At 75.1% G+C, this 16,409-nt stretch carries 17 protein-coding genes; 14 read left to right on the plus strand and 3 right to left on the minus strand.

The annotated features are described in order from the left end of the window. Nucleotides 1-11: 11 nt before the first annotated feature. From Q7T67_RS10660 to Q7T67_RS10690, 7 genes are all read left to right on the plus strand, one after another. A complete protein-coding gene (locus tag Q7T67_RS10660) occupies nucleotides 12-1,013 on the plus strand; it encodes a hypothetical protein (protein ID WP_304788879.1) in 1,002 nt (333 codons plus the stop codon). 134 nt (nucleotides 1,014-1,147) lie between these two features. Next, nucleotides 1,148-1,792, plus strand: coding sequence for a response regulator transcription factor (locus tag Q7T67_RS10665; protein WP_304788881.1), 645 nt, complete (start codon nucleotides 1,148-1,150; stop codon nucleotides 1,790-1,792). A 75-nt stretch (nucleotides 1,793-1,867) separates the two neighbouring features. Then, nucleotides 1,868-2,293, plus strand: coding sequence for a VOC family protein (locus tag Q7T67_RS10670; RefSeq protein WP_304788883.1), 426 nt, complete (start codon nucleotides 1,868-1,870; stop codon nucleotides 2,291-2,293). Beyond that, nucleotides 2,290-2,925 (plus strand): GntR family transcriptional regulator, encoded by a 636-nt coding sequence (locus Q7T67_RS10675; protein WP_304788885.1) that lies wholly within the window; start codon nucleotides 2,290-2,292, stop codon nucleotides 2,923-2,925. Before Q7T67_RS10670 ends, Q7T67_RS10675 begins: the two co-directional genes overlap by 4 nt. A gap of 69 nt (nucleotides 2,926-2,994) precedes the next feature. Then, nucleotides 2,995-4,593: an adenylate/guanylate cyclase domain-containing protein gene (locus Q7T67_RS10680; RefSeq protein WP_304788887.1), complete on the plus strand. Its 1,599-nt coding sequence runs from the start codon at nucleotides 2,995-2,997 to the stop codon at nucleotides 4,591-4,593. Between the two features lie 114 nt (nucleotides 4,594-4,707). Next, complete coding sequence (locus tag Q7T67_RS10685; protein WP_304788889.1) at nucleotides 4,708-5,619, plus strand: hypothetical protein; 912 nt, start codon at nucleotides 4,708-4,710, stop codon at nucleotides 5,617-5,619. Between the two features lie 176 nt (nucleotides 5,620-5,795). After that, on the plus strand, nucleotides 5,796-7,166 hold the full coding sequence (locus Q7T67_RS10690) for an NAD-dependent succinate-semialdehyde dehydrogenase (RefSeq protein ID WP_304788891.1): 1,371 nt from the start codon (nucleotides 5,796-5,798) through the stop codon (nucleotides 7,164-7,166). A gap of 123 nt (nucleotides 7,167-7,289) precedes the next feature. On the opposite strand, the gene Q7T67_RS10695 is transcribed toward Q7T67_RS10690, so the two are convergent. Beyond that, nucleotides 7,290-7,904, minus strand: coding sequence for a hypothetical protein (locus tag Q7T67_RS10695; RefSeq protein ID WP_304788893.1), 615 nt, complete (start codon nucleotides 7,902-7,904; stop codon nucleotides 7,290-7,292). Then, entirely contained in the window at nucleotides 7,901-8,857 is a 957-nt protein-coding gene (locus Q7T67_RS10700; RefSeq protein WP_304788895.1) for a hypothetical protein, read from the minus strand. The genes Q7T67_RS10695 and Q7T67_RS10700 overlap by 4 nt, the downstream gene beginning before the upstream one ends. Before the next feature lie 179 nt (nucleotides 8,858-9,036). Between Q7T67_RS10700 and Q7T67_RS10705 the strand changes: the two genes are divergently transcribed. Then, on the plus strand, nucleotides 9,037-9,822 hold the full coding sequence (locus tag Q7T67_RS10705) for an enoyl-CoA hydratase-related protein (protein WP_304788897.1): 786 nt from the start codon (nucleotides 9,037-9,039) through the stop codon (nucleotides 9,820-9,822). Between the two features lie 143 nt (nucleotides 9,823-9,965). Here Q7T67_RS10705 and Q7T67_RS10710 read toward each other — a convergent pair whose 3' ends face one another. Continuing rightward, complete coding sequence (locus Q7T67_RS10710; RefSeq protein ID WP_304788900.1) at nucleotides 9,966-10,742, minus strand: FadR/GntR family transcriptional regulator; 777 nt, start codon at nucleotides 10,740-10,742, stop codon at nucleotides 9,966-9,968. Nucleotides 10,743-10,852: 110 nt separating this feature from the next. Here Q7T67_RS10710 and Q7T67_RS10715 point away from each other — a divergent pair, with 110 nt between their 5' ends. The 6 genes from Q7T67_RS10715 to Q7T67_RS10740 form a co-directional block, all read left to right on the plus strand. Then, nucleotides 10,853-11,659, plus strand: coding sequence for an amidohydrolase family protein (locus Q7T67_RS10715; protein ID WP_304788902.1), 807 nt, complete (start codon nucleotides 10,853-10,855; stop codon nucleotides 11,657-11,659). Next, nucleotides 11,656-12,825 carry a thiolase family protein gene (locus Q7T67_RS10720; protein ID WP_304788904.1) on the plus strand — a complete coding sequence of 390 codons (1,170 nt, stop codon included), beginning with the start codon at nucleotides 11,656-11,658 and terminating at the stop codon, nucleotides 12,823-12,825. Before Q7T67_RS10715 ends, Q7T67_RS10720 begins: the two co-directional genes overlap by 4 nt. Nucleotides 12,826-12,833: 8 nt before the next feature. Beyond that, a complete protein-coding gene (locus Q7T67_RS10725) occupies nucleotides 12,834-13,991 on the plus strand; it encodes an acyl-CoA dehydrogenase family protein (protein ID WP_304788906.1) in 1,158 nt (385 codons plus the stop codon). Further along, a complete protein-coding gene (locus Q7T67_RS10730; RefSeq protein ID WP_304788908.1) occupies nucleotides 13,988-14,740 on the plus strand; it encodes an SDR family NAD(P)-dependent oxidoreductase in 753 nt (250 codons plus the stop codon). Before Q7T67_RS10725 ends, Q7T67_RS10730 begins: the two co-directional genes overlap by 4 nt. Before the next feature lie 2 nt (nucleotides 14,741-14,742). Next, nucleotides 14,743-15,072 carry a hypothetical protein gene (locus Q7T67_RS10735; RefSeq protein ID WP_304788910.1) on the plus strand — a complete coding sequence of 110 codons (330 nt, stop codon included), beginning with the start codon at nucleotides 14,743-14,745 and terminating at the stop codon, nucleotides 15,070-15,072. Next, nucleotides 15,069-16,409, plus strand: a 1,341-nt coding sequence (locus Q7T67_RS10740) for an MFS transporter (protein WP_304788912.1), incomplete at its 3' end; no start/stop codon positions are given. The genes Q7T67_RS10735 and Q7T67_RS10740, both read left to right, overlap by 4 nt.

A 16,409-nucleotide genomic window follows, 5' to 3' on the forward strand; every position in this document is an offset into this window, starting at 1 on the left:
CGGGCCCGACCATGACCCTCTCCCCCAGCACCAGGACCGCGCCCACGATGGGCGCCCTGCTCACCACCTTGGCCCTCGCGTCCCCCGCCGCGGCCGCCGGCACCGCGCCCGTCGAACGCGCGCTGCAGCCCACCACCGCGAGCACGGCGTTCGTCGCCTCGATCGGCGACGGCACCAGGGCGTGGACGACCCAGGACACGACCGCAGGCGACGCCCCCGTCGTCCTCTGGACGACCACCGCCGACGGCGCGCCGCGGCGGGTCGCCTCGATCGCCCCGGTGGCGGCCTCCGGCGTCGACGGCCTCGAGGTCGGTGCGTCCTCCGACGGGATCCCCGTCGCCGCGCTCGCGACGCACACCGCCGGCGGCGCCCGCGGGCTGCGGCTCGTCCGGCTCGACACCGGCGCGGTCCGACGGATCTCGTCGACCCGCCGCGGAGAGCCGATCGGCGGCATGGCGATCGACCACGGGCGTCTGTCCTACGCGCTCCAGGGCGGCACGGGCCGGAAGGCCCGGCGGTCGACGCTCTGGCGTGCGCCGCTGCGGGCCACCTCGATCGGGCGGGCCACGAGGGTCCGCACCTCGGCCGCCGGCGAGCAGTGGCGGCGCGTCGTCGCCGACCGCGGCCGGATCGCCGTCGAGGCTGCGCGCCCCGTCCGCGACGGGTCGGGCATCTCGGCGACCGTGCGGTGGCGCTTCGGCACGCCGCGCGGCACGTGGCGCCGCACGGCCCGGACGGTGCAGTCCGACGGCGGCTACCTGCGGATCGACGCCGCCGGCTTCACCGCGGACCGGCACGCCCTGGTCACCGTCCAGGAGCAGGAGGACGGCGGCCCGACCGTCTCGCGCCTGCCCCTGGCCGGCGGCGCCGTCCGCACCACGACCCTCGGCGACCAGGGCCAGGGGATCCTCCGCGTCCCCGCGCTGGACCCCGCGACGGGTCGCCTGCTGACGCGCGACCTCGACGCGGCGGGCGACGTCGTCGTCGGCACGTCCGCGGTGCTGTTCCGATGACCCCGGATCGGACGCCCGTCCGTCGCTGCGCGAATCCGCGCTGCCGTCCGTCCGCTCCCCCGGCCGCGACTCGGCCCGGCTGGACGGACGCCCGACCCGGAACCGGCGTCCCCGGTTCGGGGTAGCATCGGCCTGTGTCGACGTCCTCCCCGACAACGGTGGTCGTCGCAGACGACCACCCGATCTTCCTCGAAGGCCTGCTGTACGCCCTCCGTCAACGGAGCGACATCGAGGTGGTCGGCTCCGCCGAGGACGGTCCCGAGGCACTGCGGCTCGTCCAGAGCGAGCTGCCGGACGTCGCGATGCTCGACTACCGCCTGCCCGGGATGACCGGCGTCGACGTGCTGCAGGCCATCCGCGGCGCCGACCTCCGGACGCGCGTCCTGATCCTGTCGGGGGACACGGCCTCAGCGACGGTCTACGCCGCGGTGCAGGCCGGGGCCGACGGGTTCCTCTCGAAGGAGACCGACCGCCGGGCGATCGGCGACGCGATCGTGGCGGTCGCCCGCGGCGGGACCATCCTGACCCCGGAGGCCCAGGCCGCGCTGACCCTCGAGGTCCGCGGTCGCATGGTCGACGACACGCCGGCGCTGTCGCCGCGCGAGCGCGAGGTGCTGAAGATGATGGCCGAGGGCCACTCGGGTCCCGAGATCGCCGCCGCGCTGCAGATCGGCACCGCGACCGTGAAGACCCACACCCAGAACATCTACGGCAAGCTCGGCGTCTCCGAGCGCGCCGCGGCGGTCGCCATCGCGATGCGCCGCAACATCATCGAGTAGGTCGTCCCGGGGCGAGGGCTCGTCTGTATACATGTAGTCTTTTGTATACATCGACGTTCGCTCCCCGGAGACCGCATGAGCACCCCTCCCCCGTTCCACCTCGCCATCCCCGTCGACGACCTCGTCGCCGCGCGGGACTTCTACGGCGGCGTCCTCGGCCTGTCCGAGGGCCGGTCCGCCGAGCGGTGGATCGACTGGGACCTCCGGGGCCACCAGCTCGTGACCCACGTGACCGGCGACGCCGCGGGGCGCCCGCCGGCCCACAATCCCGTCGACGGCCACGCGATCCCCGTCCCCCACTTCGGCGTCGTGCTCACCATCCCCGAGTTCCACGAGCTCGCCGACCGCCTGCGTGGGCACGACGTCGACTTCGTCGTGGAGCCCTACGAGCGCTTCGCCGGCGAGCCCGGTGAGCAGTGGACGATGTTCCTGCTCGACCCGGCGGGCAACGCGATCGAGTTCAAGGCCTTCCGGGACCGGGCGCAGCTGTTCGCGACGTGAGCGGCCCGACGAAGGCCCGACGGGTCTACGAGGCGCTGCGCGACGACGTCCTCGAGGGACGTGCGGCGCCGGGCAGCGTCCTGGACGAGGTCGAGATCGCGGCGGCGTTCGCCGTCTCCCGCACCCCCGTCCGCGAGGCGTTGCGCCTGTTGCAGAGCGACGGCCTGCTGGAGACCGGCGCCCGCCGGCAGCTCCGCGTGGCGGAGGTCTCCGAGGTCCGTCGCCGCGAGGTCTCGGTCGTCCGCGCCGCGCTCGAGGCCGCCGCCGTGGACGACGTGCTGCGCCTGCGGACCGAGGACGACGTCGACCGGCTCCGCCTGTCCGTGGTCAAGCAGCGGCGCGCCGCCGACGCCGACGACGCGCAGCGGTTCTTCGAGCTCGACGAGGAGTTCCACCGCACGCTGGTGGCCGTCGCCGGGATGCCGATGCTGGCGGCCCTGCTCGACCAGCTCGGCGCGTTCGTCCGCCTGACCCGTTTCGGGCTGCCCACCGACGCGGCGCACCTGACGGGCCTCGCCGCCGAGCACGACACCCTGCTCGACCTGCTCGAGGCGGGCGACCCGGACCGGCTGCGCGCCGCGCTCGTCGCGCACATCACGCGGACCGACGACCGCGACGGGGCGGCGGACTGACCGGGGGCGCGGTCGGCCCACGGCCGGACGGCCCGCGACATCCGCCCGGGCCCCGGGTAGGGTCGCCGCATGACTCGCGAGCCGGAAGGGACCGCGGGTCAGGTGGAGCACGCCCCCGACGACGGTCGATCACGTCGCAAGCAACGACGGCGCAGCGCCCAGGTCGCGGGATCCAACGCGATGCTCGCCCTCGTGCTGGTCGCGTCGAACCTCGCCGCCGCGAGCGTCGTCGTCGTCCTCTGCTGGCTCGTGATCCCGGGAGCGAGCCCGACCGACGGGTCCAACCCCGTCCTCCCCAACGTCGTCGTGCTCGGCGTCTTCCTGCTGGTGATGGTGCTGTCGGTCGTCTTCTTCTCCGTCCGCATGACGCGCAGCGGCTGGGAGTGGCTGCGCGCCGGCCGCGACCCGACCGCCGCCGAGCAGCGCCGCGTCCTGCGCGCGCCGCTGCAGGTCACGGGGGTCGTGGCCGTGTTCTGGCTCGCGGCGCTGCTGGTCTTCACCCTCTTCAACGCGCGGTACTCCGGCCGGCAGGCCGTCGCGGTGGGCATCACCGTGCTCTTCACGGGCATCACCATGACCGCCGTCGCGTACCTGGTGAGCGAGCGCATCATGCGCCGCACCGCCGCCTACGCCCTGGCCGCCCGGCAGCTCACCCGGACCGTGCTGCCCGGGGTCACGCTGCGGCAGCTGCTGAGCTGGGCGTCGGCCACCGGCAGCGCGGTCCTGGGCATCGTCCTGATCGGCCTGATCGACCTGGTGTCGCCCCGCTCGGACGCCCAGCAGCTCGCGATCGCGATGGTCGTCCTGGGATCGATCGCGCTGCTCGTCGGGCTGCTCGCCGAGTTCCTCGCCGCGCGTGCGGTCGCCGTCCCGCTGCGCACGCTGCGCACGTCGTTCGAGCGGGTACGCCGGGGCAAGCTCGACACCCGGGTCAAGGTCTACGACGGCACCGACATCGGCCTGCTGCAGGACGGGTTCAACCGCATGGTCGAGGGGCTCCGCGACCGCGAGCGGGTCCGGGACCTCTTCGGGCGGCACGTCGGCGAGGACGTCGCACGGTCGGCGCTGGAGCAGGGCGAGCTGCAGCTGGGCGGCGAGGTGCGCGAGGTCTGCGCCCTGTTCGTCGACCTGATCGGGTCCACCGAGCTGGCGGCCAGCCGACCGCCGACCGAGGTCGTCGACCTGCTCAACCGCTTCTTCGCGGTCGTCATCGACGTCGTCGAGGACCACGGCGGCTGGGTCAACAAGTTCGAGGGCGACGCCGCGCTCGTCGTCTTCGGCGTCCCCGTCGCCCGGCCCGACGCACCGACCGACGCGCTGCGCGCCGGGCGGGAGCTCGCCCGCCGCCTGGCCGCCGAGGTCCCCGAGGCGCGCGCCGGCATCGGCGTCAGCGGCGGGGAGGCGGTCGCCGGCAACATCGGCGCCGAGCACCGCTACGAGTACACGGTGATCGGCGACCCGGTCAACGAGGCGGCGCGCCTGACCGAGGCCGCCAAGAAGGTCCCGGGCCTCTTGGCGGCCTCCGGACGCCTCGTCGCCCGTGCCGACCCCGAGGAGCGGCGGGCGTGGACGACCCACGCCTCGGAGCTGCTGCGGGGCCGGGCCGAGGAGACCGAGGTCATGGTCGTGGCGGAGCCGGGCGAGGCGGGGACCGCGTCGCACGGATGAGACGGGTCGGGGGACGTCCGTCCAGCCGGTTCGGCGCCCGCGGCCGCGACACCCTACGGTTCAGTAGCTCGTCGATCGCCCCGCGGTCCTCCCGTCCGTCCCCCCAGGAGCACGATGCACCACCACCCCCGCAGGTCCCCCCACGGCCGCCGCACGCTGGCCGTCTCCGTCCTCACCGCCGGCGCCGTCGCGGTGTCCGGCAGCGCGGCGATGGTCGCGAGCGCCTCGGCCGCCGACCCCGCCACCACGCGCGACGCCCTGCCCGCGGACCCCGCCACCCCGATCACGGCGCTGCTCGCGCTCGTCGCCAAGCTGACCGAGGCGATCAACCCGCTCGTCGTCGGACTGGCCAGCGCCGACCTGACCAAGATCGTCGCCGGGCTGAGCGACAGCCAGCTCGGCCGGCTGCTCACGCAGCTGACGGGCGTCCAGCTCGGCGAGGTGCTCAGCGGCGAGGCGCTGAACCGCACGCTCGCAGCCGTGACGTCGCTGACGTCGCCGCAGCTGATCGCGCTGCTGCAGAACACCGCCGACGCCGTGCGCGAGGGCGTCCCCCAGCCGGTCGGCTTCGTCCTGGAGACCGTGCTGGACGTCGTCGCGGGCGTCCTCAGCGAGCGGAACGTCCCGATCCCGCCGCAGGTCGCGGACCTGCTCGCCCTCCCGGCGGTCGCCGCCCCCGCCGCCAGACCCGCCGCGGCCCCGAGCGTCCTGCGTGCCCGGATCTTCGACGCCGTGCCCGCGCGCGACCGCCGTTCCGTCCGCGTGGAGCTGACCTGCCCCGCCGTGTCCGACGCGGTCTGCCCGGTCGTCGTCCGCACGACCGTCGCCGGCGCGAAGGCCGCCACGGCCCGGCGCGTGACCATCACCCGCGGCCGGTCGAAGGTCGTCCGGCCCACGCTCACCTCGAAGGCCCGCGAGCGCCTGCGGACGCGCGGCGGGACGGTGCGGATCACGGTCACGACGAAGGGCTCGAAGCGCGGACCGGTCACGACGACGGTCCGGGTGCCGGCACCGCGCCGAGACTGAGCTCCGGGGCGGGCCCCGGCGCGGAGCCGGCCGGGTCCGGTCGGCCCGCCCCCACCCTCGCGTGCCGCTCCGCGGTGGCGGGCTCGCCCGCTCGGCGGCGTACACGCCGAGATTCGTCGCACCCCGCGGCCCTGGGCTGCTTTCATGGCCCGGACACGCAGATCGAGGGGATGCATATGGCTGAGTACGCGGTGGTCGATCCGGCGACGGGCGAGACGATCAAGACCTATCCGACGATCACGGACGAGCAGCTCGACGCCGCCGTCGGCCGGGCGCACGCCGCGCACGCCGGCTGGGGCCGCGACACCGCGGTCGAGGACCGCGCCACGATCATCCGGCGCATCGGCGAGCTGCACACGGAGCGCCGCGACGCACTGGCCGCGATCATCGGCCGCGAGATGGGCAAGCCCGTCGAGCAGGCGCTCGGCGAGGTCGACTTCAGCGCCGAGATCTACGGCTACTACGCCGACCGCGCCACGTCGCTGTTGGCCGACGAGCCGATCGAGCTGCTCGACGGCGAGGGCTCCGCGTTCATCCGCCGGTCCTCGCTGGGCCTGCTGCTCGGGATCATGCCCTGGAACTACCCCTACTACCAGGTGGCCCGGTTCGCCGGCCCGAACCTGCTGCTGGGCAACACGATCGTGCTCAAGCACGCCCCGCAGTGCCCGGAGTCGGCGGAGGCCATCGAGCAGCTCTACCGCGACGCGGGCCTGCCGGCGGACGCGTACATCAACGTCTACGCGACGAACGACCAGATCGAGACGGTCATCGGCGACCGTCGCGTGCAGGGCGTGTCGCTGACCGGGTCCGAGCGCGCCGGTGCGGCCGTGGCCGAGATCGCCGGGCGCAACCTGAAGAAGGTCGTGCTCGAGCTCGGCGGGTCCGACCCGTTCATCCTGCTGGCGGCGGACGACCTCGACGCGGTCGTCGAGGCCGCCGTCGACGGGCGCATGGAGAACGGCGGGCAGGCCTGCAACGCCGCCAAGCGCTTCATCGTCATCGACGAGCTCTACGAGCCGTTCGTCGAGAAGCTCACGGCCGCGATCTCGCAGATCCAGCCCGGCCCGGCGTCCTCCGCCGACACGACCCTCGGCCCCCTCTCGTCGACGGCCGCGACCGACCGGCTCGAGGAGCAGGTCAAGCGCGCCACGGAGCAGGGCGCGACGCTGCGCACCGGTGGCGAGCGGGACGGCAACTTCTACGGCCCGACCGTCCTGACGGACATCACGCCGGAGAACGACGCCTACGGCGAGGAGCTCTTCGGCCCCGTCGCCTCCGTCTACAAGGTCGGCTCCGAGGACGAGGCGATCACCCTGGCCAACGACACGGACTACGGCCTGGGCTCGTACGTCTTCACGACGGACGCCGACCAGGCCCTGCGCGTGGCCGACCGCATCGAGGCCGGCATGGTCTTCATCAACGCCGTCGGCGCCGAGAGCGCCGAGCTGCCCTTCGGCGGCGTGAAGAACTCGGGCTTCGGCCGCGAGCTCGGCCGCTTCGGCGCGGACGAGTTCGTGAACAAGAAGCTCATCCGCGTCGTCGCCTAGCGGCGGGAACGCGCGGCTCACGGTGGGACGTCCCGTCGGCCGACGGAACGTCCCACGAACGCCGTCAGGACGGTCGCGAGCGCTCGGGCCTCCGGCCCCGGGCGTCGGGGCGGACCCCGTCGCTCAGCCGACGACCGCGTAGCGGAACGAGGAGCGCGGCGTCCCCCGCACCGTGAACCGGCCGGTCCGGACGCCGGTGACCACCGGCGCGACCCGGACGCGCGCACCCCCGGCCGTCGCCTGCAGCACCACGATCGAGCGGCGACCCAGCCCCTTCACCGGCACCGTCGCGCGACCACGGCGATCCAGCCGCAGCGTGCGTCCCGAGGTGGGAGCCCCCGATGCCGCGGCGCCGGGGGCTCCCGCGGGACCGGTCGGACCGAGGGCCCCGGCCTGACCGGTCGCGCCCTGCGGCCCGACGCCACCGACCGGCCCCACGAGGCCGAAGGGCCCGGGGATTCCGATCGGGCCGAGGGGCCCGAACGGACCCCGAGCGCCGACGACGGTCGACGGCTCCGTCAGCGGCACCCACGAGTCGTTCGTCCCGGGCGCGACGCCCGCCGCGACCGCGTCCTGCCGGGCGATCCACGTCCGCCCGTCGTGCTGCACGACCGACCCCGGGGCGTAGATCTGCCCGCCGACCCAGACCCCGCGAGGGAGCAGCGACGGCCCCGCCGTCGCGTAGGCCGGGAGGAGCAGGCCGGCCACGAGGCCGGCCGCCAGGAGCGACGGCCTCATGCGCCGGCCGGGTAGACGACGTACCGGAACGCGGCGCCCGGCTCGCCGCTGGCCTCGAAGCGGCCCGGTGAGACTCGGCGCAGCACCGTCGGGCGCGCCCCGGAGCCGCTCTCGTACTGGAGGACGACGACGCTCGTCGGCGTGACCGACCGTGCCCGCACGACGACCGCACCGCGCCGGGCACCGCGGGCCGCGAACCGCGCACGGCCGGAGCCCCGCGGCCCCGCGGGCGTGGCGACGGGCGGGGAAGACTCCCCCGCGGGGCCCGCCGGGCCTGTGGCCCCGGCCGGACCCCGGTCGCCTGCCGGACCGGTCGCCCCTGTCGCGCCCTGCGGCCCGGTCGCGCCCGTGTCGCCCTTCGGACCGGCCGGCCCGGCCTCGCCCTGCGGGCCCGTCGCCCCGTCCGCCCCGGCGGCGGCGAAGAGCTCCCATGCGGCGACGCCGGCCCCGGGGGTCACCCCGGTGGAGGCCGATGCCGCCCGCCACGCCGAACCGGCACGGGTGACGACGTCCCCCGGGACGTAGGACGCACCGGCGCCCCACGCGCCCTGCCACCTCGACCCCGCGTCGCACGACCGCGACGGGTCCCGCGTCAGGGGCAACACGTTCCCCTCGAGGACCCAGGAGAGATCGCTGAAGTCGGGGTAGTACGAGATGACGAAGAGCTGCCCGTCCGTCCCGGCTTCGAACTCCTGCGGCTGGCCGAGATCCGGTGTGCCCGGCTGGAAGAAGTTCTGCGCACTCCCGGCCCGGTAGACGACGTTGGACGAGTAGGTCGAGGTGTACCCGAGCAGCACCTGCAGCTTGCCGGTCTCCGGGTTGTAGAACTGGCAGCGCTCGTACGGCAGGAGCGTGTTCGGGGCCTGCGCCGCGTCGACGGACGCGACCGCGCCGCCTGCCAGCACAGCGGTGAGGAGCGCGAGGGCGAGACCCCGGCGTGGTCGAGCGATCATCTCGGGCGTCACTTTCGGCGGGTGGCGGCGCCACGCGGGGGACGCGCTCCGGCCGGAGCGCCGGATCGACGCTAGCCGACGGGCTGTGCGGGAGCGGGCGGACTCGACGAACAGGCGCCGCCCGCCGCACGCGCCGGCCGCCTACGGCCCCCGCGCAATTTCGTATTACTATTCGTAGGATGGAACCGACGCCGCCCGCAGCGCCCCTCCGCACCGAGCGGGCCGACGGCGTCATGACCCTCACCATCGACGACGCCGACACGCGCAACGCGCTGACCGACGCCGTCCTGGCCGAACTGGTCGCCCGTATGACCGAGGCCGACGCCACGGATGAGATCCGCGCCGTCGTGCTCGAGGGCTCCGATGCGGTCTTCGCGTCGGGCGCCGACATCCGGGCCCTGCTGGACCGCGACGCGCTGGGGATCTACGGCGGCGACCGCGCCCGGCTGTGGGCCGCGCTGCGCCGCACCCGCACCCCGACGGTGGCGGCGGTCTCGGGGCTCTGCCTCGGCGGCGGCTGCGAGCTGGCGATGATGTCCGACGTCGTCGTGGCGTCGGAGACCGCCCGGTTCGGCCTGCCGGAGACCCAGCTCGGCCTGATCCCCGGCGCGGGCGGGACGCAGATGCTGCCCCGGGCGATCGGCAAGGCGAAGGCGATGGACATGGTCCTGACCGGCCGCCTGCTCGACGCCGCCGAGGCGGAGCGCGCCGGCCTCGTCTCGCGCGTCGCCGCCCCGGACGCCTGGCGCGCGCTCGCGGGCAAGGTCGCCCGGCGCATCGCCAGCCGCCCGGCCGTCGCCGAGCGGCTGGGCAAGGAGGCGGTGCTCGCGGCGTTCGAGACACCGCTGCAGGCGGGCATCGACGGCGAGCGCCGGGCGTTCGCGATGACCTTCGCGTCATCGGACGCCCGCGAGGGACTGACCGCGTTCGTCGAGAAGCGCGATCCGTCCTGGTCGCACCGCTGAGCCGGCGGGCGAAGCCTCGGCCCCTGTCCGCCGCAACCAGACGGGCCGAGCTCCGCCCCGCCTGCCACACCCCGACGGCCCGCGGCGGCGCCGGCCGGCGCCGCCCCACCGGCGGCCTCCGGATCGATCCGGTGGCCGCCGACCTACAGGTCGACCTGGTCCCAGCGCAGCGTCGCGTCGAGGACCCGGGGGTACTTCGCCTCGAGGTACGCCGCGAAGTCCCCGATGTGCACCGCCATCGCCGCGCCGGCCCGCTCGGGGTCCCCGGCCTCGACGGCCCGCAGGATGCGCGCGTGCTCTTTGGACACGGCCACGCGCGCGGCCTCGGAGTACTCCACGCCCAGCGGGGTGCCGTCGCAGATCCAGGTCAGCGAGGTGATGATCATGGAGAAGACGGGGTTGCCGGCGGCCTCGGCGATCAGGCCGTGGAACGTGTCGTTCTCCTCGATGAACACGTCCGGGTCGGCGATCCGCTCGCGCATCCGCTCGGACGACGCGCGCAGCGCCTCGAGCTGCTCCGGCGTCGCGTTCGTGGCGGCCCGGCGGGCGAGCTCGGGCTCCAGCACCACCCGCGCCTCGACGATCGACCGGAAGGCGACCTGCTCGAGCTGGAGCATCATCGCGATGGTGCTGGCGAGGTGCCGGGAGCCCGGCCGGCTGACGACCGGCCCGCCGCCGGGGCCGGTACGGATCGTCAGCACGCCCTGCATCTCGAGGAACCGCAGCGACTCGCGCAGCGTGCCGCGGGCGACGGCGTACTCCTCGAGCATGTCGCGCTCCGACGGGAGCGGCGTGCCGGGCTCGAGACCGCGGTCGGTGATCTCGCCGACGATCCGCTGGGCGAGCAGGGCCGCGGTCTTGCGCGGGCGCAGGGTCGCCCGACCGCGCGCGGAACCGGAGGTGTTGGGGGCCGCGGGCATCGGCGGAGGATAGCCGCAGGCCCGGCGTGCCACGCGAAACAATCCCCCAGCTCGAGATATAATCCTTATACTCAACCAATGCCGTCCCCGATGACCCCCGTGAGGCTGCCGTGATCATCGACGGCCACGTCCACGTCTGGCCCGACAAGATCGCGAAGCGGGCGCTCGGCTCCCCCGGCGACGGTCTCCAGCGGTTCGGGGACGGGACCGTCGCCTCGGCGGCCGAGACCATGCGCGCCGCCGGCGTCGACCGCTCGATCTGCCTCGCCGTCGCCGACACGCCCGAGCGCCTCGAGTCCGCCAACCGGTTCGTCGGGTCGCTGGACCCGGAGCTCTTCATCGGCTTCGGCAGCGTGCACCCCGCCCGCACCCCCGAGGAGAACGTCGCGAGCCTGCGCGACAACGGGCTGCGCGGCGTCAAGGTCCACCCGCTCTTCCAGGGCTTCGCGCTCGACGACCCGCGCCTCTACGACGTCCTCGCCGCGCTCGAGGGCGAGTTCGCCGCCGTCTTCCACGTCGGCCCCGAGCACCCGGGCGACCCGCGCGGCGCCCTGGCGACCCCGGCGATGATCCGCGAGATCGCGCTCGCCTTCCCCCGCCTGGACGTCGTCGCCGCCCACCTCGGCGGCTACCACGCCTTCGACGAGGCGCTCGAGGCCGTCAACGGGCTCGACGTCCACCTCGACACGTCCTGGCCGCCGGGCATCGCGAGCCTCGACCCCGCCCGCGTCCGCGCGGCGATCGCCTCCCACGGCCCGGAGCGCGTCGTCTTCGCCACGGACTGGCCGATGGCCGACCCCGCCACTGAGATCGCATCGATCCGGGCGCTCGGGTTCTCCGACGAGGACACCGACGCGATCCTCGGCGGCAACTTCGCGCGGCTCCTGAAGCTGCCGACCACCACGGAGACCACATGACCCTGCAGGGCCGAGAGGCCGTCATCGTCGGCGCCGTCCGCACCCCGGTCGGCCGCGGCCACCGCGAGAAGGGCGCGCTGCGCGACATCCATCCCGCCGACCTCCTCGGGCGCGCCTACGTCGGTCTGCTCGAGCGCACCGGCGTCGACCCGGAGCTCGTCGACAACGCGATCGCCGGCTGCGTCTACCAGACGGGCGAGCAGTCGACGGGGATCACCCGCAACGCCTGGCTGGCCAAGGGCCTGCCCGAGCGCACCGGCGCGACCACGGTCGACATCCGCTGCGGGTCCGGCCAGCAGGCCGTCCACTTCGGCGCGCTGCAGATCGCCACCGGCATGGACGACGTCGTCGTCGCCGGCGGCGTGGAGCACATGGGCCGCGTCGGCTTCGCGGTCAACGAGAGCGCCCAGCAGCAGTGGGGCCGGGGCTTCCCGCCCGAGCTGACCGAGCGCTACGACCTGGTCCCGCAGGGCGAGGGCGCCGAGCTGATCGCCGACCGCTGGGGCATCGACCGCGCCGAGATGGACGCGATCGCGCTGCGCTCCCACGAGCGGGCGCAGGCCGCGACGGAGGGTGGGCACTTCGCCCGCGAGATCGTCCCGGTGCAGACGCCGGAGGGCACGGTCGACCGCGACCAGGGCATCCGCCCGTCGACGAGCACCGAGGGCCTCGGTGCCCTGCGGACCGTCTTCCGCGAGGACGGCCGGGTGACCGCGGGCAACTCGTCGCAGATCTCCGACGGCGCCGCCGCCCTGCTGCTGATGGCCCGGGACCGCGCCGACGCCCTCGGCGTCGCCCCGCGCGCCCGGATCGTCGACCAGGTCGTCCTCGGCGTCGACCCGGTCACCATGCTGACCGGCCCGATCCCCGCGACGACGAAGATCCTCGAGCGCAACGGCCTCACGATCGGCGACCTCGACGCGATCGAGATCAACGAGGCGTTCGCCTCCGTCGTCGGCGCGTGGCTGCGGGAGCACCCCGCCGACCCGGCGCTCGTCAACCCTCGTGGCGGGGCCATCGCGCTCGGCCACCCCCTCGGCGCCACCGGCGCCCGCCTGCTGACCACCCTGCTGCACGAGCTCGAGGACGTCGACGGCCGCTACGGCCTCGTCACCATGTGCTGCGGCGGCGGGCTCGGCACCGCGACCCTGATCGAACGGCTCTAGGAGCTCCCATGGACTTCGCACTCTCCCCCCTCTACGTCGAGCTCCAGGAGGAGGCCCGCGCCGTCGCGCGGGCCGTCGAGCCGATGGCGATCGAGGCCGACGGCATGAGCACCCTGCACGCCGGGGTGGCCGAGGCGCTGCGCGCCAGCCGCCTCTGCGAGCTGCTCGTCCCCGAGGCCCACGGCGGGCGCTTCGAGCGCCTCGACCCGCTCGCGATCGCGGTCGTCCGCGAGGTCCTGATGGGCACCTCCTCGCACCTGGACTCGCTCTTCGCGCTGCAGGGCATCGGCTCGTACGCGATCACGCGGGCCGGCACCGTCGAGCAGCAGGAGGACTGGCTGCCGCGCGTGGCCACCGGCGAGGTCCTCGCCGCCCTCGGCCTGACCGAGCCGGTCGCCGGGTCGGACCTGAAGAACATCACCACCGAACTCGTCCCCCAGGGCGAGGACTTCGTGCTGCGCGGCGAGAAGGCGTTCATCTCCAACGGCGGCGCGGCCGGCTTCTACAGCGTGCTGGCCCGCGACGGCGACGGGCACACGATGGTGCTCGTCCCGGCCGACAGCCCCGGCCTGTCGGTCACCCCGACACCCGAGATCGCGGCCCCGCACATCCTCGGCGACCTGGCCTTCGAGGACGTGCCGGTCCCGGCGAGCGCCGTGATCGGCGTGCGCGGCGACGGCTTCTCGTACGTCCTCGCGACGCTGGCGATGTTCCGCGTGTCCGTCGCCGGTGCGTCGCTGGGCCTGGGTGAGGCCGCGCTCCGCGAGGCCGCCCGGCACGCCGGCACGCGCGAGCAGTTCGGCCGGCCGCTGGCCCGCCAGGGCGCGATCGCCGAGATGCTCGCCGACTCCTGGGCCGAGCTCGAGGCCGCGCGCCTGCTCACCTACCGCGCCGCGTCGCTGGCCCGCGAGGACCCCGCCGCCGCCCTGCACCACTCGTCCGCCGCGAAGCTCCTGGCCAGCGAGACCGCGGGCAAGGTCGTCGACCGCGCCGTGCAGATCATGGGCCGCTGGGGCCTCCTGCGCGACTCGAAGATCGAGCGGCTGACCCGGCAGGCCCGGCCGATGCGGATCTACGAAGGCGGCTCGCAGGTCCTGCGCCTGGGCATCGCCCGCGAGGTCGTCCAGGACGTCCTGCGCGAGACCGGCACGGAGGCCGTGCGGTGAACCTGGGCCTGGACGGGCGCGTCGCGATCGTCACGGGCGCCAGCCGCGGGCTGGGCCGCGCGGCGGTGCTCGCCCTGGCGGCCGAGGGCGCGAAGGTGCTCGCGGTCGCCCGCTCGACCGATGCGCTGGACGCGGTCGCGGCCGAGGCCCCGGACGGCTCCGTCGTGGCCGCCACCTGCGACATGCGCGATCGCGCGCAGGTCGCCGCGCTGGCCGACCTCGCCGTCGAGCGCTTCGGCCGCCTGGACGTCGTCGTCAACAACGCGGGCATCGCCCCGGCCGGGCGCTTCGTCGACCTGGACGACGACGTGTGGCAGGAGGTCTTCGAGGTCAACGTCTTCGCCCCGGTGACCCTCGCCCGCGCCGCCGGCAGGCACTTCCTCGAGCAGGGCTCGGGCAAGGTCATCAACATCGCGTCGACCTCGGGCATCCTCGGCAAGCCGACGCTCGTGGCCTACTCGTCGTCGAAGGGCGCGGTCCTGCAGTTCACCAAGGCGCTCGCCGGCGAGTGGGCGGGCAAGGGGATCCAGGTCAACGCGATCGCCCCCGGGGCCTACGAGACCGACGCGCAGTCCGCCGTGCTGGAGTCCGACGAGATCCTCAAGCGCCGCCTGCGGAAGATCCCGGCCGGGCGCATGGGCGACCCGGCCGAGATCGGGCCGCTCGTCTGCCTGCTGGCGTCGAGCGCCTCGGACTTCGTCACCGGCTCCGTGCTCGTGGCCGACGGCGGCGAGTCGTCGAAGCTCTGATCGTGGCGGGCGGGACGCAGGTCGTCGTCGCCACGGTGGTCGCCGATCTCGGCCGGGTCGGCGCCGCGGCGGCGGGCGACGTGGCCGACGCGCTGCTCGGGCACCCCGAGGTCTCGACGGTCCGCGTCGCCCCGCACGAGGGCCGGGCCGTCTACCGGATCGACGTCCCCGCCGACGACGACGGGAGCCGCCGGACGCGGGCGCTGGCGCCGGTGCGCTCCGTCGCAACGGCGCTCGGCCTGTCCCTCGGGGACGCCCACGTCACGGTCGGCGGCACCGGTGACGCCGACGACGCGCAGCCGGGGTGCGGCTGCGACGACCGCGCCGGATGAGCGACCCGCCCGACGTGGGAGCGGGCGCGCCGGGCGTCCGCGGCACCGCGCTCGTCCTCGGGGCGATGCTCGTGCCGGTCTCGCTCGGGATCACCGCGATCTCCGTCGCGACGGGCCCGCTGGCCGCCGACCTCGGGCTGACCGACGCCGAGGCGGTCTGGGTCCTCGCGGGGTACGTCCTCGCCCACGCGATCTCGCTGGCGACCCTCGGCCGGCTCGGGGACACCCACGGCCTGGCCGTGGTCCTGCGGATCACCGTGGTGCTGCTGGCCGTCGGCTCCGTCCTGGCCGCGACGAGCGGCTCGCTCCCCGCGCTGGTCGCCGGGCGGGTGGTCCAGGGCCTCGGGGCCGGCGGCATGCCGGTCGTCGTCTTCGGCGTCGTCGGCCTGCGGTTCCGCCGGCCCCAGCAGGTCGCGGTGCTGGCGACCGTCACGGCGATGCTCGGGATCGTCTCGGGCGCCGGCTCGCTCGTCGGGGGTGCGCTCTCGGACCTCGCCGGCTGGCGGGCCGTCGTCGCGCTGCCCGTCCTGTCGGTGCTCCCCGCGGCGCTCGTGCTGCGCACGCTCCCGCCCCCGGCCGCCGTCGGACAGCGCGTGGACCTCGTGGGCGCCGCCGTCGTGGCGATCTGGGCCTCGGCGCTCGTCCTGCTGCTCGAGAGCCCGAGCGTCGACCTGGCGACCACCACGCTCGTCCTCCTCGTGGCGGTCGTCGCGGCCACCTCCGGCCTGCTGGTCCACCGGATCCGCACGAGACCCGACGGCTTCGTCCCCGCCGCGGTCGTCGGGTCGCGTCGGTTCGTCCTGGGTGCCCTCGCCGCGGCGACGACGTACTGCGCCTACGTGGCCCTCCTCTTCGCGGCCCCCCTGATGCTGCTGCGCGACCACGACTGGTCGACGACCACCGTCGGACTCGTCCTGCTCCCCGCGGCGGCCGTCGGCGCGGTCGCCGCGCGCGTCGTGGGGCGCCTGATCCGGACCCGCGATCCCTTCCGGGTCGCCGCGGTGCTCGCGGGCTCCAGCGCCGCGGGGATGCTCGTCGCCGGCGTCGCCGACGGTGCCCCCGTCCCGACGACGATCGGCCTCTCGCTGGTCCTGACCGGCTTCATCGCCAGCCAGGGCGGGCTCGTCGCACACGTGCCCCTCGCGCTGCCGGCGGAGCTGCGCAGCGTCGCCACCGGGATCTTCCAGCTCGCGGCGCTCGTCGGCGGGGCGCTGGGCTCCGCCGTCGTCGCGGGGCTGAGCTCGCCGATCGGCCTGGGCGCCGCGGTCGCCTGCATCGCCGTCGTCCCCGCCGTCGGCGTGGGCCTCGCCCTCGCGGCCGGCGCGGTCGGCGGTCCC

Origin of the sequence: Patulibacter sp., assembly GCF_030655195.1 — a bacterium.
Classification (GTDB): domain Bacteria; phylum Actinomycetota; class Thermoleophilia; order Solirubrobacterales; family Solirubrobacteraceae; genus Patulibacter.

Bases quoted from the DNA above. Each gene is read 5' to 3' on its own strand.
- Q7T67_RS10680 (WP_304788887.1), top strand. From the start codon at position 2,995: ATGACTCGCGAGCCGGAAGGGACCGCGGGTCAGGTGGAGCACGCCCCC.
- Q7T67_RS10690 (WP_304788891.1), top strand. From the start codon at position 5,796: ATGGCTGAGTACGCGGTGGTCGATCCGGCGACGGGCGAGACGATCAAG.
- Q7T67_RS10700 (WP_304788895.1), bottom strand. From the start codon at position 8,857: ATGATCGCTCGACCACGCCGGGGTCTCGCCCTCGCGCTCCTCACCGCT.
- Q7T67_RS10725 (WP_304788906.1), top strand. From the start codon at position 12,834: ATGGACTTCGCACTCTCCCCCCTCTACGTCGAGCTCCAGGAGGAGGCC.
- Q7T67_RS10685 (WP_304788889.1), top strand. From the start codon at position 4,708: ATGCACCACCACCCCCGCAGGTCCCCCCACGGCCGCCGCACGCTGGCC.
- Q7T67_RS10670 (WP_304788883.1), top strand. From the start codon at position 1,868: ATGAGCACCCCTCCCCCGTTCCACCTCGCCATCCCCGTCGACGACCTC.
- Q7T67_RS10710 (WP_304788900.1), bottom strand. From the start codon at position 10,742: ATGCCCGCGGCCCCCAACACCTCCGGTTCCGCGCGCGGTCGGGCGACC.
- Q7T67_RS10705 (WP_304788897.1), top strand. From the start codon at position 9,037: ATGGAACCGACGCCGCCCGCAGCGCCCCTCCGCACCGAGCGGGCCGAC.
- Q7T67_RS10660 (WP_304788879.1), top strand. From the start codon at position 12: ATGACCCTCTCCCCCAGCACCAGGACCGCGCCCACGATGGGCGCCCTG.
- Q7T67_RS10720 (WP_304788904.1), top strand. From the start codon at position 11,656: ATGACCCTGCAGGGCCGAGAGGCCGTCATCGTCGGCGCCGTCCGCACC.
- Q7T67_RS10695 (WP_304788893.1), bottom strand. From the start codon at position 7,904: ATGAGGCCGTCGCTCCTGGCGGCCGGCCTCGTGGCCGGCCTGCTCCTC.